Genomic DNA, 22,313 nt, shown 5'->3' on the forward strand with positions numbered 1-22,313 from the left:
TATAAGTATTTTTATCACTAGCAGAATTTAAATATGCTAAAACTTCATTATAAAAATTTTCTTTTGTTTTTTCATCGATATTTATTTTATCATTTATCACATCGTTAATTAGTTGATATAAATCCCCGTTATAATTCTTCATCGATACTTCTATATCAACATCAGGATTCGGCTTAATAAAACCAAACTCAGCTTTGGCTCAATCATTAAATTTTTGCTTCTTTGCTTTTCATAAACTTTGATCGACTCCACCATTAATTTTTGCATCAAATGCATCGTTAATCTTACCAAAATCCCCGATGTTCATATAAGGCTTAGCAATATGTAATTTTCAATTTCTTACATCATCAGCATCATAGTTTTTAATGCTATAACCAGGGATTTTAAACCAATAATCCCAATCTTTTAAGAACGGATTATTATCTTTTTGTCCATCATATTTATAATAATTATCATTAATCTTATTTTCTTTTACAAACGATTCGATTGCTTTTTCCCTTAATTCTTCTGGAGATGGTTCGTGTTTTTTGTTCTTATCTGATGTTACTGAATCACTTCCACCAGATCTATTTGTATTAGCAGATGTAGTTGTTCCACAACTTACTGCGATAGTAGAAGTTGTTAAACTTGATAATATCAATAAAGTTTTTAATTTTTTGTTCATATAACCCCTATATAGACAAATTATAATGAATTATTTTATATAAGGAATTTATATCACAAAGAAATACCGAATCAATAATACATATACAACATACATATCATAAAAGTGAAATAAATTCAACAAATAAACCACTTATGTTGGATTCTTTGATAGAATTATTTATATGAGAAAGGAATAAAATGAAGAATATTATTTTTAAAATAGGTGATGTCACTTCTGGTTTGAACGGGTTAACTGGTATTAACAACAATGATGTAAAATTAGAAACAAGTTTTCCGAAAATTCAGGAACACCCTGATAAGGATTTAAATATAGAATATATAGAAAAATTATCTAAAGATATTTTTAAAAATAAAGAAAATATACTAGATAAAATATCGGAAGGAATTATTAAAAAGAATAAAAGTATTAATAAACCAATTAGCGAAATTTCCTTAGATGATTATAAAGAAATAATGAATAATTTTTTGGATATTTATAAAACAAATAATCTGATTACAAAAGACCAACAAGAAAATATAAATAACTATCTTAACGAGACAGGATATAAAAAATTTAAGAACGAATTAACAAAGTCCTTAAATACTTTTAAATCTGGTGTACATACAGTTAAAAAAGAAGTAGCAAAGTTAAATAATAATGAATCTACAATACAAAGAACCGTTCTAGATGCGAATAATGGTTATGTAATAAACATAGATAGTAATGAAATGAATTCAAAAAATCTAACAAAACAATTTTTTGAATTTGAATCCAAATCACAAGATATAAAACAACTTTATATAGATATAAATGATAATATACTTTGGTATAACAATATAATAAAAAGATTACTAAATGCACAAATAGCGATGTCTGCTGTATCTATATTTAGCTTTTTTGCAGGTATTTTTAGCTTTGGATTAGGTTTTTTTGGTACTGCATTATCAGCAGGTGCATCCATTGGATTAAGTGTTGCAATTAGTATATTAGAATCCAGAAGGGATAAATATATAAAGAATCATAAATTATTATCAGAAATATTTCAGTTTCCTAAAAAAAGTTCGAAAGATGAAGCATTATCAGGTTACTCATATGGTAAAAATGTTATTTCTGGGTGAACTTGAAATGTTTTTTCTGCAGTAAAGAATTATAAAGGTAAATTTTGAGCAATTGAAAAAGTACCATATAAAACATTTTTCAAAAAAGCTTTTTTACATACAACAGGATTTGTTCTTGATTCAATTGATATCTATTTAACAAAAAGAGAAATCGATAGTATGGAAGAGAAAAATAAAAAGATAAATAACTTTTTATCAGAATTAGAGAATCAGTTACAAACAATAGCGATAAATTTAGAAAATATTAAAAGAGTTGAATGAGTAGTAGTAAAAGAAACACCAATTGATAAACCTTATAATCAAGGCGGTAAAGGAGGAAAGAATTTAGTTTTTAAAAATCTTAAAACATCTGAAGTATTAACCTTAGAACAAATGTTAGCAAAACCTGATTGAATGCTTTATGCATGAGGGATGCAAAAGATATATAATAAAAAATTAAATGAATGATATATAAGAAAATTACCTAATAAAACAAAAACAGATAATTTAGGATAAAATGTTTGAATATGTTTTTATTTTGTTGATAATAAATGCTTGTTTTGCGGTTATTTTCTATCCTGTTTTTATAATTGCATATACAAAAAGATATCAAAGTTTCTTTTTTATAGCAAAAGATACATACAGCAGAGATATAAGTCAAAAAACAAAAGAGTATCATATAAACTTTGTAAAGGGATGATATGAGTTTAGAAAGTATCTTATATCTTATAATAAGGAAATTTTTTATTGAGTAATAGCAATAATTTTTCGTTTTGTTACACATATTATTTTAACAATAACATTCATCCTACTAGACAAGTATTTTAATACAAAAACAGCACCAGAAATGATAATAATTTTTATGGTAAACTTTATTACATATATCATTACTGATATTTTTACATTTCATTATTACTTTCAGTGCTTTCATATAGGGAGAAAAGTCAGAAAACACTTTGATGAAAAAGTCAAAAGTAGCAAAATAATCGATTGTGAATATATGCTTGATAATACTATTTACTTTAACAACGGGCTTACCACAAATAATTATATATATTTTAGAACAAACTTTTTTGATGTCAGGGTAAGGGTACTGACAACACAAAGAGTTAAAGAAATATTTAAAGAAAGTGCATATGATGTTTTTGCTTTTTTTATTTTTGATATGCACAAATCATGAAAAGATGAGCATAGTGAATATTATCAAGGTTTGTATTTTGATTATGTTAATTTTTTTAACGAAGAACAAAGTGATTAATATACATTTGATATTTAAGGAAGCTTTATGTCACTATTTTTATTTATATTAATGTGTTTAGGGGTGATTATATCAACAAACATCTTAGTGCTTTCTTTCATTATATTATTTAATACAAACTCATTCACTAATTTCATTATTTATAAGTGTCAAAAACTTGTTAGTATAACAGAAGCAAGGCAAACAAATGTACTATTTAAAAAAGGAGGTCAATTATATTTAAAAGAAAACAAATTTATATTTAAGAATATGATTATGTCCTTGTTTATTATATTTTTATTATTTTTTATAAACGAATTAATTGTAAATTTGGATGCATACAATAAACTTGCGTCTCAAATAAAATTAGGTTATTTTAAGGAATGAAGATATGTAGATATTTTCTATGCCTTTGCATTGGTTATAGAATCAGTTTTTATAGTTTTATATTATAAAAAATATAAATATTTATATAATAAATTAACTAAGATATTTGATTATTTTGAATATTCAGAAGAACAATATTATCTAAATAATGAACAAGACGCTAAGTATGATGATAATAAATTTTTATGTCATATTTATTATAAGAGTAATAAGATATTTTATATGAATTATAAGGTTATTGATACAGTTATAATAAGAAAAAGTAATAAATTAGCTATTTATTATTTCTTAATTTTTGGTTATCATTTTAAACAAATAAATTATGGTAATATGATTTATAAGGATTTATATCAAGCATTTTTATATTATAAAAATAACAATAAAATAAGGTAATTAAAAAATAAAATGAAATATTTAATTTAGAAGATATAGAGAAATTAACAACTTTTAACACAGCAAAGAAGCAAATTTAGTATAATATAATAAAGGAGAAAAATGCATACAATAAAAAGTATTTTATTAAAACCTATTTTTTATAACAACTTAGATATTCAAATTCAAGGGTGAGTTACATCTAATCGTGGAAATAAAAAGATTCGCTTCTTAGAAATAAATGATGGATCAACCATAAAAAACTTGCAGGTAGTGTTTAAAGGTGATTTTGATTTTAATGTTCTTGATACTTTAAAACCCGGATCTGCACTTTCTTTACAAGGGATTTTGAGAGCTACACCAGATGCGCCGCAACCCATCGAAATGACTGCTACCAAGTTAATTGAATATAAAAAAGTGGATGAAGATTACCCAATTCAAGCACAAGAAATGAAACTTGAAACATTGCGGGAAATTCCACACCTGCGTCACCGTACAAATGTTTTAAAAGCAGTGATGTTAATTCGTTCAACCTTGGCACAAGAAATCCATAAGTATTTTATGTTTAAAGGATTTCATTATGTCACTACACCTATTATTACTTCTAATGACGGAGAAGGTGCAGGGGAAATGTTTAATGTCTCTGATTCGAATGTGGATGATCCGTTTTTTGGTAAAGGGAACAAATCAACCTTAGGAGTAACGGGGCAGCTTCATGGAGAAAGTTATGCAAATGTATTTAAAAATATTTATACATTTGGACCAACATTTAGAGCGGAACGATCGAATACTAAAAGACATTTAGCAGAATTTTGAATGATTGAACCCGAGATGGCTTTTTATGATTTGCATCAAACTATTTTATTATCAGAGGATTTATTAAAAGTTGTTTTAAGAAATACCGTAGCTAAACATCCTTTTGAAATGGAGTTTTTAGACAAACTAAGTGATGGAAACTTATTAAATAAAATCCACAATTTTTTAGATTCAGAATTAAAAATTGTTGATTATCAAGATGCATTAAAAGAACTTGAAAAAGTAAAAGATATATTTGAAGAAAAAGATATCCATTTTGGACTAGATTTAGCAAGTGAACACGAAAAATACTTAACTGATGTTGTATATAAATCTCCAGTTGCTGTTATTAATTTTCCTAAATCATTTAAAGCATTTTATATGTATCAAAATGATGATGGTAAAACAGTTGCGGCTTTTGATTTATTAGTTCCCGAAATAGGGGAATTAATCGGTGGAAGTCAAAGAGAAACAGATTATTTTAAAATCGTAAAACGAGTAAATGAACTCGGTATTGATCAAGCCGACTTACAATGATATCTTGATTTAAGACGTTTTGGTCATCTTAAATCATCTGGATTCGGGATTGGATTCGAAAGACTTGTGATGTTTATAACAGGAATGGAAAATATCCGTGATAGCATTCCGTTTCCAAGAACTACAGGAAATATTAGGATGTAAAATAGTGTTTATCTTTTGGATAAATACTATTTTTTGTGAAAATAATTATAAACAGATTGGGCTCTACTTGTTCCGATGACTTCTGTAAGATTTTCAAGCGATTGTTCTTTTATAGATGCATAAGTTCCAAATTTAGCAATTAATGCAGTGATAGTTTTTTTACCTATATTAGGGATGTTTAATGATCCTTTCAGTGTGTTTTTTGAATCGGCAAGTTGATGATAATATCTTTTCACATTTTTGTCTACATGTTCTTGTAAAGCAGAGAAATATAAAAAACTTTCATCAGATAATTGAATAGTTTTACCTAAATCATTAATAAGTTTTTGTGTTTTGTGATTATCGTTTTTTACCAAACCAAAAACAAGATTATTAAGATTGAAGTTTTTTAACGCTTCCTTAATCTCGTTTATTTGAGCAATGCCGCCATCAGCAATAAAAACATCATTTGCATTTATTTTATTTTTATGCTTTTGTAAAAAAGAAACAGCATTATAGTAAGTAAATTGTACATCTGAATGCTTATCAATTTTTTGATTGAATTCTGATAATTTATTAAAAGTTGTTAAGTTTTTTATTTGACCCGTGATATCAAAACATAAAGAAGAACCAGCAACATCCTTTTGATAATTCTCAAAAGAATTATCAAAAATAATAAATTTATCTATTTCGGATAAATTTAATTCCTGTTTTAGTTTAATTCATAAAGCTACATTATCATTAATTATATGTTTTCGCGCATATTCCTTTGCTTGGATTTGAGCATTTGATTTAAGGTTTTCTAATATACTTTTATAAATCCCTTTTTGTGGATATAAGATTCTTTTAGTAAGGTTGTCATCAAAAATAAGGTTTTCAGATTTATAAACAAAATCTAGCAAGATTTTGCTTTTTATATCTAGTCGTTTTTTATAGTAATCATTGATAAATTTTTCGATAAATTCAGTTAGTAAACCTTGAAAGTTGCGATTTATGTTTTCAATATAAGTGGTTGAACCGTGTTGATAAGATCGGATTGAAATAAAAATATTTTGATTTACTTTTTCGAAAGCAAAAAAATCAAGTGATTGTGTGTTGCTAATTTGTAGAATTTGTGTTTGTAATAATGATTTAATAAACACAGAAGCATTTTTATAAACTTGTGCAAATTCAAATTCTAATTTGCTGCTGTATTCTGCTTCCTTTTGTGAAATTAATTTAATAAATTCAGGCGATTTATTTTTGAAAATATTTTTAATTTCTTCAAGGGCATTTAATCAATACGATTCATCTTTATTGGTAATTTTAAGTCCTTTATAATATAAAAACTGATTACATAAAACATCGTAAAAAGCTGAAAATTGTGATGTAGGTGTAAGCGGGCCAAAATAATATTTTAAATTTTTTTTATTCAGATTATCACTAATATCTATATGTAAACCATTTTTATCAATTACAAATAAAAAATAGGGATATGTATTCTTGTTTGTAAGTTTTATATTATAACGAGGTTGAAATTGTTTTATAAATTTTAACTCTGTTAAAAATGAATCGCGCTCAGATTTACATATATAGAAATCAAAATCATTTATTTGATCAACCATCACAGGAGTTAATCAAGAATTATTATGTCCTTCAAAATATTGTTTAAGTCTTTTTCTTAGATTTTTAGCTTTTCCGACATAAATAATTTCGTTGTTCTTGTTTTTTCATAAGTAAACTCCACATTCATCCGGTACAATTTGATTAATTTTCTCTAAAATATGTTCTTTATTATTCATTTTGCCTCGTTTATTTTCTTTTTTTGCCTATACCATAGGAAAAAAAGAAAAAAATTACTTTTTCTTTGCTTATTTTAGGAAAAAAAGTTGAATTTTTACTTTTTTTCCTATTTTTTAGGAATAAAAATATGTATTTAGCAATATCTGCTGTGGTAATAATATTATATAATATTAACAATTATTTCTAATATTCTTATTTGTAAGCAAAAAGTGAGGAAAATTAAAAAAATTAAAGGAAGAATATGAAACGTCTATTATGTTTATATAAACCAGCATTAAATAAAAACTATCCATGAGTGCTTAAGCACCCAAAAGTAAAAGATGCATTAGCTCAATTTAAAACTCGTAAAGATGCGATGAACTGATTTTTATCACTGGGATATGATTGTGCAACTTGATTCCAAACAGATCAAAAAGTATTTGGGGGAATTTTCATTTCAGAATGAAAAGAAGGTGTTGATTTTTACGAAATCAATGTTGATAAATTTGATGGTAATGTAGTTGAAAGTGATGTATTATCTGAATTCTTTATTGATTCAAAAACAGGAGCAAGAAAATCAGATGAGGCTCGTGATTACCTTGAAAGACTAAACGATTTTAAAGTTCTTAGAAAACATGAAACATACTTCCCTGTTGATGATGAATTTATTATTGAAAGAAAAAAATCTGCTAAAGATTTAGAAATCGAAAAACTACAAAGACTAAACGAAGAACTTCAAAAACAAGGTCAAGCAGCACCGGTAATAGTTCAAGAAGTAAAGCAAACTGAGCCAGAAGTTCAAGTTGTTGAAAAAATTGTTGAAGTGGTAAAGGAAGTTGTTAAAGAAGTTCCTGTTGAAATTATTAAAGAAGTCGAAGTCATTAAAGAGGTACCGATTGAAATCATCAAAGAAGTTGAGGTTATTAAGGAAGTACCGTTTGAGGTAGTAAAAGAAATTGAAGTAGTTAAAGAAGTACCATTAGAAGTTGTTAAGGAAGTAGAAGTTACTAAAGAAGTTCCTATCGAAGTTCAAGTTATCAAAGAAGTAAAAGTACCAGTTGAAAAAGTAGTCGAAGTTATTAAAGAGGTGGTAAAAGAAGTACCTGTGGAAGTAGTAAAGGAAGTTTCTACGGGTTCAAAAGAACCTATTAGATTCGAATTTATTGAAAATCTACAACCTACTAAACAACTTGAGGCTCTAGCTGTTTATGCACAAAGAATTTCTAAGGTTGCTGAATTTTTCAAAGAAGAAAAAACAACATCTGAGCAAGATTTAACAAGAATCAAGGAACAACTGAAAAATGTTTTAGTAGTTACTAAAAAACTTTCTAATAAATTTACTGATGATAAAAAAGCACAAAAATTATTCGAATTAGTCGCCGCTTCATTGGCAACATCTGTAAAATCATTATCTGAAAAAATTGTTGGTAAACCTGAAATCGAATTCAATCCAGAAACAGCCGTATATTATCGAAAAGAATGTGGTAGAAATGTATTATTAGTACACTGATTATCATATCTTGTGTTCGAAGGATTACATTTAGCATTTGTTCCACAACAAGCATATCACTATCCTATTATCGCAGCTGAAGTTAAACCACAAACTAATGTTGTAGTATTTTCAGATGTAGCAAAAGGACAACCAAAAGAAGAAAGCGAAGTTGTAGTAACTGAAGAACGTATTCCATATATGTTCTGAACAGTATTATTTGCTTCTTTAGCACTTGCAATACTATTTGTTCTTGTGATTTTATTATGAGTAGGTGTAATTCCACCGCTTAACTAAATTTAAAAGTCTTTTGACTTTTTTATTTTGCATTTTTGTAGAAAGTTATAAAATAGCAAATTTTTATATTTAAAAAATATAAAAATAGTATAATAATAAAATGTTTAATAAAAATAATAAAGAATTTATGCAAGTTTTAGTTAACCATCTTAAAAGCACTGGGTTTATTTTTCAAGGCAGTGAAATTTACGGAGGTCTTTCAAATACTTGAGATTATGGTCCGTTAGGTTCTTTATTAAAAGATAACATCAAACAAATATGAAAAACAGAATTTATTTTAAAAGAAACTAATAATTTTTTAATCGATTCAAAAGTTTTAATGAACCCAAAAGTTTGAGAAACAAGTGGACATGTCGGGAATTTTAATGATCCACTAATTGAAAACAAAGTGAACGGAAAAAGATACCGTGCTGACAAATTAATCAATGAAATTAATTCCAACATTATCCCTGAACAACTTAGCAATGATCAAATGCGAGAATATTTAAATCAAAATTTACCTGAATATGATGGATGCAAAGCACAATGAAGCGAAATTAAGCAATTTAATTTAATGTTTGAAACTGCCCAAGGAGTAATTGAAGGAAATAAATCAAAAATTTATTTACGTCCAGAAACAGCACAAGGAATTTTTATAAACTTTAAAAATGTGCAAAGAACAACTCGTGCTAAATTACCTTTTGGAATCGGACAAGTAGGAAAAAGTTTTCGCAATGAAGTTACTCCAGGAAATTTCATTTTTAGAACTCGTGAATTTGAGCAAATGGAATTAGAATTTTTTAGTTATCCTGAGCACGCGCCAAAATGGTTTGATTATTATATCCAAAAAAGTATGAAGTTAATAAAAAAACTTGGCATAACAAAAGAAAATGTTAGGATTCGAGAACATACCCCAGAAGAATTAGCACATTATTCTGATGCAACAACTGATATAGAATTTTTATTCCCGTTTGGTTGAGGTGAGCTTTTAGGAGTAGCGAATCGAACTGATTTTGATTTAAGAGCACATATGCAAGCAAGTGGAGAAAGTTTAGAATATTTAGATCCAGAAACAAATACTAAATTAATTCCTTATGTGATTGAACCAAGTATTGGTTTAGATCGTTTAATGCTTGCTATCCTTGTAAATTGTTATGATGTTGAGAAAGCGACAGAAAGTGATGAAAGAATAGTTTTAAGATTTCCAAAAGAAATTGCACCTTATAAAGTTGCTGTACTTCCGTTAGTTAAAAAACTTTCTGAAAAAGCATTAAAAATTTATCACCAATTAATTGATTTAGGAATCTCGACAAGTTATGATGAAAGTGGCTCAATCGGAAAACGTTATCGTCGCAATGATGCAATTGGGACATATTGATGTTTAACAGTTGATCATCAAAGTTTAGAAGATGCAACTGTTACATTAAGAAATCGCGATACAATGGAGCAATTTCGCATTTTGATTGAGCAAATTAATGAATATATTTAGTTTGGAGGGTAATGACACAAGCAATTTCATATGAATTGATTAAGGAAATAACTTCTTCAAACAATATAGTGGATATCATTTCTGAAGATGTCCAATTAAATAAAAAAGGTAATAATTATGTAGGACTATGTCCGTTTCATAATGATAGTAATCCTAGTTTCTCTGTGTCAGCAATAAAACAAATTTATAAATGTTTTTCTTGCGGAGAAAGTGGTAACATAGTTACTTATTTAACAAAAAAAAGACAGATGAGTTATACTAATGCAATTGTGTATTTAGCAAAAAACATCGGAAAAGAACTAGATTTTAGTTCTTTAAATAAATCCGAGTTAGTGGAATATAATGCACAAGAACAAGAACAATTAGAAATTTTGCAAGCAGCAAACACTTTTTATAAATTGCAACTACTTAAAAACAATGCAGCTATCAACTACTTAAAAACACGTAATTTATTTGATAGCGAACTTATAAGTTATTTTGATATAGGATTTGCACCTGATTTTAATTTATTATCAAAACACTTAAATGAAAAATTAGGTTATGGATTTGATAAATTATATAGCAGTGGTTTGATTAACGAAAACTATGTAGAATACTTTCGTAATAGGGTTGTTTTTGGGATAAAAAATCAATATGGTCAAATAGTAGGTTTTAGTGGTCGCACAATAACCAATGAAGTAGCTAAGTATTTAAATTCACCTGAAAGTAATTTATTTAATAAATCCAAAATTCTATACAACTACTTTAATGCAAAAGACCACATTCAAAGCAGTAACGAAGTTGTAATTGTAGAAGGTTTTATTGATGCGATTGCATGTTATAAAGCAGGGATAAAAAATGTTGTTGCTTTAATGGGTGTAGCACTTACTAATCAACATATTCCACTCTTATATAATTATAAAATTAAATTATTTTTAGATAATGATGCAGCAGGGATAAATGCTACATTAAAAACTATTAAGACATTATTATCGAATAAAATTAATCGCATTGATGTTATTATAAATCCATATCAAAAAGATGCTGATGAGATTTTAAATAAAGAAGGAGCAGAAACCTTAAAACAACTGATGCAAACCACACGGGGAGCAATTGATTTTGTTTATGATACATTAAAAATAAATTTTACTATAACAAAAAATTCTGATTTTAATAAAATCAAGGAATTTGTAATTGAATTTAATAGTTATTTATCATACTTATCAAACGAAAATAAAGCATATTTTAAAAATAAAATAAAGAGTGAATTTAACTATGATATAGATATAAATAATATTTATGTTGATTATCAACCTAGACAAATTCAAAAACATCCCTTTGATATGAATTTTGAATTTCCTGTTAATCCAAAATTTCAAATAAATCCGAATAAAAAACATTTTTTTGATGAAATAAGCAAATTCAAGAGATTAAAGATTTTGATTTTTATGCTTTGTCGCAATGATTTTTCAAACTTATTTTATAGTGAACAAGGTTTAGAAGTCATTTTTAGCCAACCTGCACAATTGCGAGATTTATATACTGAAATAAAAATGTTCAACCTAAAAATTAATGAAGTAATTGAGCAAGATATTTTTGAAAGTGCTGATAAAGCAATAGAAAACATTAACATCGAAGCAAAATTAACCGAGCTAAAAGAACATTTATATCAAACTTTTTTGAAATTAAGTAAATTCCAAAGTGATGAACAAAGCTATTCATATTTTCAAGAATATATGCAACAATGTCAAAATGATATAGATTTGCAGTATCAAAATGCAGCAAAAAATGATACAGTTGAGTTAAATTTACTTCCATATGTTAAGGAAGCGGCACAAGCAAATGAGCAATTTTATATTGAAAATCAAATTAAAAACTTTCGTCGTAAAAGTGAATATCAAAAAGAATTAGCCAATATACAAAACAAAAAAATAAGAATAGAAAAGAGGTAAAATGTCAGATTACAAAGATGTTATCAAGCTTTTAAAAACAGAGATGAAAAAATCTAAAACAAATCATTTTTCTCAAGAAAAAGTGTTTGACATTTTATTAAATCATAATATATATGTTGATGCAGAAGAAAACGATGATTTTTTAGATGCTTTATTTCAAGCAAATATTTTAGAAAACCACAGTGATGCAGGTGATTTAGATGCAGTTAGCAGAGACCAAATCGAAGAAGAATTGGAACCTAATTTCAAATCCGATACTCTAGATTTAGATGATGTAGATTTTCCATTAGATGAATTTGATGCAGATGAAGATTTTTCAGAAGACACCGAAGAACCTAATTATGATTTAGAATCATTATCAACAGATGATGAAGAAGATGAAGAAAAAGATGAAGAACCTGAAGAAGAAGATTCGATGTTTTTTGATGATGCTTCTGATGATGAATTTAGTTTTGGTGACTTTGATTTAGAAACCTTAGGTTCACAAGCAACTTTGCTAGAAACCGAGAATAAAAAAGCACGTAATTTAACTAACAAACTTACTGAAACAAATGATATTGTCAAATGATATATGCGTTGAATTGGTAAGTATGGAAAACTATTAACTGAAGAAGAAGAAGTACAATTATCCAAAGAAATGGACCGTGGTGGTTTTCGTGGTAAAAGAGCTCGGGATAAATTAATTTTAAGAAACCTGCGTCTTGTGATTAATAATGCTAAAAAATATAAAAACCGCGGACTTTCATTTATTGATTTGATTTCCGAGGGAAATCAAGGGATTATGAAAGCAGTACAAAAATATGATGTTAATAAAGGATATAAGTTTTCAACTTATGCAACATGATGAATTAGACAAGCTATCACCCGTGCTGTAGCTGATCAAGCACGAACCATTAGAGTCCCAGTTCATATGGTAGAAACCATTAATAAGGTATCTAAAATCGAACGTGAATTGCAACATGAGTTAGGTAATGAACCTACCTTAGCACAAATTGCCGAGCGTATTGGTGGTGATTTCACTGCTGAAAGAGTTGGTTACATTAAAAAAATAAATATTGATCCTATTTCACTTGACAAACAAGTAGGAAAAGAAAATGATTCATCGTTTAGTGATTTTGTTAAGGATGAAGTAGTTATTAATCCAGTGGATTTTGCGGCCCACGAGGAGTTACATACTATTTTGCTTGATATGATTGATAATTATTTAGAAAAAGAAGAAAAAGAACTTATATGTCGTCGCTATGGAATAGGATATGATGAAAACGGACAACGGTATCGGATTCATTCCTTAGAAGAACTAGCAAAAATGCGTAACAATGTTTCAAAAGAAAGAATTAGACAAATTGAAAACAAGATTTTACGTAAATTGAAAGGAAATCCTAAATACGGTAAAAATTTAAGGGATTATTTAAGATATTAATGTCCGTAAATACTATTATAGAATATCTAGAAAGTCTATTTCCTTTGTCTAATAAAGAAATATGAGATCCATCTGGATATGCTTTAAAAGCAAACAAAAATAAAAAAGTAACAGCAGTTGTATTAGCTATTGATTTAACATCTGATGTTTATAACTTTGCATTAGAAAATCAGTGCAATTTGATTATCACCCACCATCCGTTTTTGTTTGAAAAAACAAAAACTGATATGCTACAAAAAGCAGAGTATAAAAAACAAATCAAAAAAGGGTTGGTTAAAAATAAAATTAGTGCATATTCAATGCATACAAACTATGATTTTGATGTAAATGGAACTTCATATCAAATTGCAAAAGCGATAAATTTATCAAACTATGTAATTTCTGAAGGTCCTAGATACACAGCGATAATTGCTAAAAAAATATCTATTTCAGATGTGCAAAAACTTTTTTGGGAATATTTAAATTTATCTAACTTTCAAAGCAACGCATCTGATTTAGAATATAAATACTCATATTGTGTTATTTTAGCAGGTTCAGGTGATATTATAACAATCAATCAGTTAGCTAAAAAATATCCTAATGCATTATTTATCACATCAGATGTTAAATGAAGTGATTGAATTACATATAAAGAACATAAAATTGCTGTTCTAGCAATCCCGCACCTAGTAGAACAGGTGTTTACAAACCATATACAAGAAATTTTGCAAGCAAAATTTCATAATCTTAAAATACATATATACAAACTAAAAATACCATATCAAAACATAAAAGGAAGTAATGAAACATAAAAAAATTGGTTTATTTTTCTCCTTAATGTTAGTAATCGGTTCTGTTGTCGGAATTGGTATCTTCTTCAAAAATGGTTCTATTTCTAGGACCACAGGAGGAGATGGAGTCACTTGATTACTAGCATGAATAGTAGGAGGTTTAATTTCACTTACAGCAGCATTATCATTTGCTGAAATTGGATCATTTAAGAACACAAAACTGACAGGTTTATCAAATTGAGCCTTTAAAGTAGGTGGTTCACGACTTGGATACTTTACATCCATATCATTTTCAACATTTTACTTTGGTGCTTTAAATGCACTACTTGGAATCTTTGGGTCTGAAGTATGATTCACATTCATTGGTGCTGCTTCAAAACTCGATACTTCACATATTCATAGTGTGGTTCATATTATTATTGGATTGTTATTTATGATCGTGTTTATGCTACTAAACTATGCATCAACTCGAACATCAGGGCAATTACAGTCATTTTTTACTATATTAAAATTTGTACCTATATTAGTAGCGTTATTCATCGGAATTGTGCTACCAAATGTACATAATGCTGGTGGAGTAAATGCATTTACCATTATAGGTAAATCATTTAGCATCAAAGGATTGGTTGCTGCTTTACCTGCTGTATTATTTGCTTACGATGCTTTCTTAGGTAATGCATCAATGTCACATAAGATTAAAAAACCGAACAAAAATGTACCGAAGGCAATTTTCTTTGGAATGGCTTTTGTGGTGGTAATATACACCTTAATTGCACTTTCATCAATTTTACATAATCAAGGTAACATCGGTGGGTTATTATCAGATACTTTACCTAAATCAGTTGCAGCATACATCAGTCCTATTATTTGATTCTTTATTTTAATCTCAACATTTGGGGTTTTAAACGGACTTAGTGCAGCATTTATTAATGAAACCCATAATACTGTAAAAGCCAAACTATACTTTGGATCAAGAGCTTTGATTAAACGTTTTGGATTACAAAAAACATTTTGAATTTACATCACAATTATTTTTGCATTTTGAGGTGTTTTAATTTACATCCCTGCAATTGTATTAAATACTGATATCTTAATCGATGCAGTATCAAATTATCCAACCTTATTCTTCTTTAATATTTATGCACTGGTAATTTTATTATACGCAATAAAAAGACATAAAATTAGCGAAACTAATAAGATTAATAAATGAGTATTTTATATTTCTGCTGCATTGGCTGTCACAGGAATAGCAGTTGCTGAAATAGTATACTTAGTGGTTATTTTTACATTCTTAGGTTCAAATACAACCAATCCAAATGGATGGGGAGTATTCTACGACCAAAATAAAGGTGGATTGATACCCAACTACTTACCTGTTTTATACTACTTTTTAAACTTAATTTTATTATTTAGTCTACCAGCAATTAATTATGCATTAGAAAAAGCAGTATTCAAAAACAACCTAGTTAAAAACTTTAGCACCTTAATTATGTTAGATGCACAAGAAGAAAAAGAAGAACAAGAAGTAGTAGAAAACAAAGAAGAACAATCTGATTCACAAACAGATAACGTTATTTCAAATAGACTTATTTGATAAAGAAAACACAGTTAAACTGTGTTTTCTTTGTTACCTTTAGAACTATTACAACTTTTGCAAAGTAATTGAGCATTTGATAAATTAGTTGGGCCACCTAAGCTCCATGGAATAATATGATCCATTTCTAAATTAGATTTTTCAAATTCATTTAAACATTTAGCACACTTAGCAACAACTAAGTTGCTATCTGGTTTATTTATTTTATTTTTATTAAATAAAGTTTCCTTTTCTTCTAGATTGAAGAATCTTCGTTTATCTACATCCGTAGTTTTTAATTCAAGAAGTTCGATGAAATATTTCTCTTTTTGTTTTGTATCGATTATTTTCATTAAATCTTTATCTTTATAAAACAATGTTATTTGTGCTTTTATTTGCACTGCATTTTGTAGAATTTGAGATTGTTTATCCTTATATTTATCTGCAAGTTTTAAAAGAAGAGGGATATCTTTATATTTATTGTTAATCTGTGGGAAAATTTTCTCGATAAATCGTAGCATTTTATTTATGTTTATACTATGATTGCTAAAACTTTCTTGATTCTTCATTCATTTTGCTATATTTTCCACATTAGAAAGTTTAGAAACAAGTTTTAAAATGATAAATTGATATTTTCCTCTTGAGTTTGTTTCACCAAAGAGATTTCTTAATTTTTTGTTATCTTTTACATATTGGTTTAATTCTTGGATGAATTTGTTATCTACCAATCCGTTTATAACTTCAAACTCACTTAAAGGAACACCACAAGTGTTTATTCGATAAAAAGCGGTTCGTTTTTCTTCTTCGGTTCCTGTATGAATTACAGCGCTAATTTTCATTTTACTAAATTCATCTTGCTTAGCTTTGTCGCTTTTACCAAGTTCATTAAAATTTTGACCATTTCAAGTAATTTCGTTATTTATATATTTCTTTATAGAATGAATTCTTTGTTTTCCATCGATTACTTCTAACTTATTATCATTTAATTTTCACAAAATAATAGGAGGAAGAACAAGTTTTTTCATCAAAGTATCTATAACTAACGATTGTTTTTCTGAGCTATAAATAATTTCTCTTTGTAATGTTATATCACTTATAATATCACCTGAATTAGTTTTATCAACTAATTCTTTTATGTTAAACTCTTTTGTTTCCATTATTCACCATCCTTTGCGGATTTTTGTTTTTGATTATTATTCTACTATATATTCTTTTTTTATTTATAAAAGGGTAACCTAATTCAAATTCATCTAATTTTGTTGTAGACATTTTACCAATGATCTCAAATTGGTCTGGATTGTATTTATCTAAAAATGTAATAGGTACTCCAATAGCTCCATCATAATCATATGGAATATCAATAACTTTATTAACATTAATTGCATTGTAGTTGTCATATTTTTGATAATATTCGGGGTTTTCTGCTCAACTTTTAGATAACATTAATTTAGTTTCTCTTGTTGTGTTTTCAATGTTAGTAAATCAACGAGTTAAACCTTTAAGACTTTTTGTTGGTTGTTCACCTGTAACAAAGTCCCCGGGACTTGTAATTCCTAATCAAACCTTATTTTCTTTTATTAATTTAAAGATGTCTTTATAAGAAATTCCATTTTTATTACCAATAATAAGGAATTTCAAATTATTTTCAATTAGTAAATTTATAAATTCTCTTAATAGAGAAAATGGAGGATTTGTTATAACTACACCATAAGGATGTTTTTTAGCAAATTCTGGGATGCTTGTTTGAAAAGTAGTTCCTTCATTTGTTTCTGGATTATAACTACTAAAATGTAATATATTATTTCAACCTTTATTAAAATCATTTCCTTGATTTTTAGCATTGAAAAAGCGAGAAAAAGCAAAATTATCATTAATACCATTTACAAAACCTTTTTCTCGATATTCTTGTTTTTGCGATTCTTTTAAAGTATCGTAATCATAATCACAAGGAAATAAAATGTGCTTATTTTGTAGAAAATTTTCATAATATTTTATTTCATTCGCTACATCTTCATATAAAGTGAAAAATTCATCGTTTTTTGCTCTTTTTGCCGAATGAAGATTATTGTTCTTATTTTGGGAATCTGTTATTTTAATAACACACCCCCTTTAACTTGCTAAATTTATATAGAAAACAACTTGTATTAAAAATACAAGCTGTTTGAATTTTTAGCAAGTTAAAATATTTAATTACACTTCTATATATATATATATGAGCAGTACTTATAAGTTTCATATTTTAACTTCCTTTCTTATTTTTTATGTTTAATACTTTGTATTTAACATAAAAAATATTTATATAAATTATAAACTAAAATTTCTAATTTCGCTGTTACATTGTCTAAAAGAGAAAATTTATAGTAAAAATACATTTAAATACCAAAGAAGTTTCAAAAACAAGGTTATGATACTTTATTATTAAATCGAAAGGATGTGAAAAACAACTTTTTGAATAAATAATTCATAATCGTTTATTATTAAATTTGAATCTGCTTGTGTATTTTTATCATATGAAGGTATTTTAGAGAAGGATAATTTGTTATTATGTTTTATATCAAGGAAAAATGTAGAAAAAGTTTCATAGTCTTTAAAATCTATATTATCATAATTAAAATCAATAATACCGATAAACATTTTTTCAGGGGAGTGAAAATATATTTTTGTATTATCTTTACCTAATATTCTGTATTTGATTAAGTCATTTTCAGTAACTGTTTCTCATTTTTTGATAATGCCAGCATTCTTAGAAATGTAAGGAAGTTTTTCAGGTATAAACAAGATTTGATAATAAGGAATATTTGCACTTCGGATGTTTGCTACTTCCCCTAATAAATTTTCAAAATAATTATTTTTATTTTGTTTAAAATTAGACATAATAAATTTTACCCCGACTGCAGCGAAATTTACATCGTTTTTCTTTATCAATATATCAACTGTTTTATCCATATATCTACCACAAATCTTCTCTTCTTTGCCATCTTTTAAATCTAATGAAACAACTTTGTAGATATCATTTTTATCTTGAAGTTGTTTTAATTTGCTAATTATATCCATTGCAATCTGACTGTGCAAAATTTTTAGCTTCCTATTACTTCTTGAACCATTGATAATATAAGAAACAAAACTATCTTTTAAAATTTCTAAAATCTTATTATTCATTATTATCCAAACATTCTGCATATAGTTTATAACATATATATTTTTTAAAATCACTAGTTGAAAAGGTGTAATAACCACCGTTTTTATATTTACCTAAAATTTCAATGTATTTAATAAAATCTTCATCTAATATTTCTTTTATCTTTTTAAAAGAAATATCGCCGGTAATGTAAAGTCCAGAGTAAATTGCAGTTCCAGGATCTATAATATTTAGTTTAATATCTTTTTGTGCTTTTATCAGGGTGTTTATAGATATTTTTTCCTTATATACATCTTTTATAGCCTGTGTCCTTCCAAAACCATATCAGATGCCATTTTTTTCTATACTTCGTGCATTAAGAACATCCTTGTTGTATAAAAAATAATCTTGCAAATTCTTTTCAAAAGAAGAAAAATTTTTTAAATTACCATTGATATCATAAGGAAAGATTATACTTTCATAATTACCTGTCGAAGCTTTGTATGCAGGGATAATATATTTTGAATCAAATAAAAAATTTTTACTAATAAATATTTTATCAGCAAGAGTTGCTATTCCGTTTTTTACAAAAAAGTTTTTGCATTTTTTATCCGGAAATGTTATTATCTTCTTAATGGTGTTTAGATTTTCTATGTTCGAAAAATAGAAGTTATTATTAATAAAATAAATATTTGGACTTAATTCAGATATAAATTCCTTTTTACCCAAACCTGATCATTGAAAATATTTAGTTGTTTCATTCTTTTTTGATTTATTTAAGGTAAATATACCAGTATAAGCAGTAATGCCTTGAAAAGGTTGGTAATGCTTAAGGTTGATAAAACTTTCAAAATGAAAATTATCGATAATATATTTTCTGAAATTTGTTCCTGCTCTGCTGTTTGTAATAGATGTAGGTGTTATATAACTTAATATTCCAGTATCATTAAGCATATTAATTCCTATTTCATAAAAAACTATAAATAAATCTGTCATCCCTTTGCTCGAAAACTTCATCGATTTAACAGCATCATAATTTTTCGCTAGATTATGGATTCTAACATATGGAGGATTTCCGACAACATAATCCATTTTATTGTTATATTTATCGATTTGTATTGAATCTGCATTTAATATATCTCATCAAACTTCTTTTATTCTTCTTTCTTTTAAAATAGAATCTAAATTATTTATACATTGTTCAACTTTATCTGTTTGTATCTCGATACCGTGTATGTATTTAGATAAATCTTTTTCTATATTATCATAGCTACCGTTTTTTTGATAATAAGCATCACAATACCGATTAACAATTTCTTTTAAGAATGCCCCATCACCACAAGAGTTATCAATAATATGTTTGTTAAGAATAATGTCATCTTTATAAGATATATTATCTAGCATCATATCAACAACATTCTTGGGTGTATAAACTTCTCCTAAATATTTTACTTTGCTCATATTTTTATTTTATCATTAATTGATCATTCTTATATAATAATGTTAAGTGATTTAAAATATATAAAAAAGCAGAGTATAGTGATAATGTCATACAAAAACACTGTGTATTACGATACACTGTGTTTAAATTCATCTAAGTATAATGTTTCTTAATTATAAAATTTCTTATTCCACTGTATGTTCGGTAAATTTCTCGTTTTCTACTACTAAGAATTTATCACCTTTTTGAATTCCGTAAGGAACTAAGGCTAATTGAGCTTTATTATAATCCGCCTTGATTTCATTAAATAGTTTCTTTGAATCTACTGATACAAAGACACCTGAGTAGATACCGAAACCATTTATAAGTTTTTCATTATCTACCAATCCAATAGTAATTGTATTAGGACGGAACTTAGAAACATGTTTTAAGAGATGTCCAGTTCTTGAAAGAACTACAACATATTTATAATCTCCATCTTTTACTTTTTTTGCTATGTGGTAAGCAATTTGGGTTCTTTTATCGTGTTGATTAGAGTTATTTCAAACACTTTCAAGTTGTCTTCCGTAGTAGTGTCTAGAATAAAATTCTTTTTCAGCACGTTTAGAAATATTAGTCATTGTTTTAACAGCTTCAAGGGGGAATGATCCGTTTGCACTTTCGCCTGAGAGCATTGTTGAATCGGTTCCTAATTCAACTGCATAGTAAACATCTGTAACTTCAGCGCGGGTCGGGTGTGGTGAATTTTCCATTGAATCCAGCATTTGGGTTGCTACAATAACTGGTTTACCTGCTTCCCGACACTTACGAATAATTTTCTTTTGGTAATATGGGACATCGTAGTAAGGGATTTCAAGACCTAAATCACCACGAGCAACCATGATTCCATCAGATTCCTTGATAATATCATCGATATTAATGCATCCAAGGTGTGATTCGATTTTTGAAATAATTTGAATGTGACTGCCCCCATTTTCATCTAAAAGTTTTCTTAGATCTTTTACATTTTTTGCTGTATTAACAAATGAAGCTGCTATATAATCAACATTTTGTTTAATCCCAAATTTAACATCTTCAATATCCTTTGTTGATAAAAATGGTAGAGAAAAGTCTACACCAGGCAAATTAACACGTTTGTTAGTCTTAACTTTATGAGTATTTTCTGCACGGACTTTTACAAATCCAGTTCCTACTTCAATTACAACTGTAGTAAGTTTTCCATCATCGATTAGAACTTCGTTACCAACACATAAATCTTGTGACATATCATATGCAACTGTTATTTCAGTTGGAGTCCCTTCGAAAGTTGCATATTTATCTGCTGTGGTATGAATTAAAACTTCACTACCAGCACTTATCACTTGCATCCCATCTTTCATTTTTCCGATTCTGATTTCAGGACCTTTGGTATCTAACATTAATGAAATAGGGATATTTAATTCCTTAGATACTTGTTTTGCAAGATTAAATTTATTTAATTGTTCTTCATATGAACCATGACTAAAGTTTGCTCTAATGGTTGAAGCACCATTTAAAACAAGAGAACGCATCATTTCCAAATTATCGCTAGAAGGACCGATTGTAGCGACTAATTTTGTTCTTTTGTCGGTTAGTTTCATTTAATTCTCCTTATTATTGATATATTATTTATTGTACCAAAAATATTATATTTTTTTAGCAGCATTTTTTCTTTATAGCAAATTTATGCAACTTTTTGAACAAATATAAATATAATTTTGTGTATTTTTTTATAAGATTATGTTTATATACGGATGTTTTTGCTATATTTTGTAGTAAAAAATTTAAATTTTCTTAATTTATTAAAAATATTTCCATAAACACATTAAAAAA

17 protein-coding genes are annotated in these 22,313 nt (G+C 27.1%); 10 read left to right on the top strand and 7 right to left on the bottom strand.

Annotated features, from left to right (window positions below):
* Positions 1 to 664 (bottom strand): hypothetical protein (locus ACXYRN_RS01565; RefSeq protein WP_458607412.1); only part of this gene is annotated, 664 nt, incomplete at its 3' end.
* A 179-nt stretch (positions 665 to 843) separates the two neighbouring features.
* On the opposite strand from ACXYRN_RS01565, the gene ACXYRN_RS01570 reads away from it, so the two are divergent.
* The 4 genes from ACXYRN_RS01570 (at position 844) to asnS (ending at position 5,215) form a co-directional block, all read left to right on the top strand.
* Complete coding sequence (locus ACXYRN_RS01570; RefSeq protein ID WP_458607413.1) at positions 844 to 2,259, top strand: hypothetical protein; 1,416 nt, start codon at positions 844 to 846, stop codon at positions 2,257 to 2,259.
* Between the two features lies 1 nt (position 2,260).
* Positions 2,261 to 3,001: a hypothetical protein gene (locus ACXYRN_RS01575; RefSeq protein WP_458607414.1), complete on the top strand. Its 741-nt coding sequence runs from the start codon at positions 2,261 to 2,263 to the stop codon at positions 2,999 to 3,001.
* 27 nt (positions 3,002 to 3,028) lie between these two features.
* Positions 3,029 to 3,760: a hypothetical protein gene (locus ACXYRN_RS01580; protein ID WP_458607415.1), complete on the top strand. Its 732-nt coding sequence runs from the start codon at positions 3,029 to 3,031 to the stop codon at positions 3,758 to 3,760.
* A gap of 102 nt (positions 3,761 to 3,862) precedes the next feature.
* Positions 3,863 to 5,215, top strand: coding sequence for an asparagine--tRNA ligase (gene asnS, locus ACXYRN_RS01585; RefSeq protein WP_458607416.1), 1,353 nt, complete (start codon positions 3,863 to 3,865; stop codon positions 5,213 to 5,215).
* A gap of 26 nt (positions 5,216 to 5,241) precedes the next feature.
* Here the strand turns inward: asnS and ACXYRN_RS01590 are convergent, their stop codons facing one another.
* Entirely contained in the window at positions 5,242 to 6,975 is a 1,734-nt protein-coding gene (locus ACXYRN_RS01590) for a GIY-YIG nuclease family protein (RefSeq protein ID WP_458607417.1), read from the bottom strand.
* A gap of 242 nt (positions 6,976 to 7,217) precedes the next feature.
* Here ACXYRN_RS01590 and ACXYRN_RS01595 point away from each other — a divergent pair, with 242 nt between their 5' ends.
* The 6 genes from ACXYRN_RS01595 (at position 7,218) to ACXYRN_RS01620 (ending at position 15,927) form a co-directional block, all read left to right on the top strand.
* Positions 7,218 to 8,741 (top strand): MAG3090 family protein, encoded by a 1,524-nt coding sequence (locus tag ACXYRN_RS01595; RefSeq protein ID WP_458607418.1) that lies wholly within the window; start codon positions 7,218 to 7,220, stop codon positions 8,739 to 8,741.
* 100 nt (positions 8,742 to 8,841) lie between these two features.
* Positions 8,842 to 10,209: a glycine--tRNA ligase gene (locus tag ACXYRN_RS01600; protein WP_458607419.1), complete on the top strand. Its 1,368-nt coding sequence runs from the start codon at positions 8,842 to 8,844 to the stop codon at positions 10,207 to 10,209.
* 11 nt (positions 10,210 to 10,220) lie between these two features.
* Positions 10,221 to 12,140, top strand: a complete 1,920-nt coding sequence (dnaG, locus tag ACXYRN_RS01605; protein WP_458607420.1) for a DNA primase — start codon at positions 10,221 to 10,223, stop codon at positions 12,138 to 12,140.
* 1 nt (position 12,141) lies between these two features.
* Entirely contained in the window at positions 12,142 to 13,560 is a 1,419-nt protein-coding gene (locus tag ACXYRN_RS01610) for an RNA polymerase sigma factor (RefSeq protein ID WP_435129426.1), read from the top strand.
* Complete coding sequence (locus ACXYRN_RS01615) at positions 13,560 to 14,351, top strand: Nif3-like dinuclear metal center hexameric protein (RefSeq protein WP_458607421.1); 792 nt, start codon at positions 13,560 to 13,562, stop codon at positions 14,349 to 14,351. Before ACXYRN_RS01610 ends, ACXYRN_RS01615 begins: the two co-directional genes overlap by 1 nt.
* Complete coding sequence (locus ACXYRN_RS01620; RefSeq protein WP_458607422.1) at positions 14,341 to 15,927, top strand: APC family permease; 1,587 nt, start codon at positions 14,341 to 14,343, stop codon at positions 15,925 to 15,927. Before ACXYRN_RS01615 ends, ACXYRN_RS01620 begins: the two co-directional genes overlap by 11 nt.
* Positions 15,928 to 15,938: 11 nt before the next feature.
* On the opposite strand, the gene ACXYRN_RS01625 is transcribed toward ACXYRN_RS01620, so the two are convergent.
* From ACXYRN_RS01625 to pyk, 5 genes are all read right to left on the bottom strand, one after another.
* Positions 15,939 to 17,060 carry an HNH endonuclease family protein gene (locus tag ACXYRN_RS01625; protein WP_458607423.1) on the bottom strand — a complete coding sequence of 374 codons (1,122 nt, stop codon included), beginning with the start codon at positions 17,058 to 17,060 and terminating at the stop codon, positions 15,939 to 15,941.
* Entirely contained in the window at positions 17,041 to 18,000 is a 960-nt protein-coding gene (locus ACXYRN_RS01630) for an adenine-specific methyltransferase EcoRI family protein (protein ID WP_458607444.1), read from the bottom strand. The genes ACXYRN_RS01625 and ACXYRN_RS01630 overlap by 20 nt, the downstream gene beginning before the upstream one ends.
* A gap of 321 nt (positions 18,001 to 18,321) precedes the next feature.
* The gene (locus ACXYRN_RS01635) at positions 18,322 to 19,062 is read right to left on the bottom strand and encodes a hypothetical protein (RefSeq protein ID WP_458607424.1); all 741 of its coding nucleotides are present in this window, start codon (positions 19,060 to 19,062) and stop codon (positions 18,322 to 18,324) included.
* On the bottom strand, positions 19,055 to 20,482 hold the full coding sequence (locus ACXYRN_RS01640; protein ID WP_458607425.1) for an HsdM family class I SAM-dependent methyltransferase: 1,428 nt from the start codon (positions 20,480 to 20,482) through the stop codon (positions 19,055 to 19,057). The genes ACXYRN_RS01635 and ACXYRN_RS01640 overlap by 8 nt, the downstream gene beginning before the upstream one ends.
* Before the next feature lie 165 nt (positions 20,483 to 20,647).
* Positions 20,648 to 22,081, bottom strand: a complete 1,434-nt coding sequence (gene pyk, locus ACXYRN_RS01645; protein WP_458597865.1) for a pyruvate kinase — start codon at positions 22,079 to 22,081, stop codon at positions 20,648 to 20,650.
* Positions 22,082 to 22,313: the final 232 nt, after the last annotated feature.

The organism is Mycoplasma sp. 4423, from assembly GCF_054353855.1.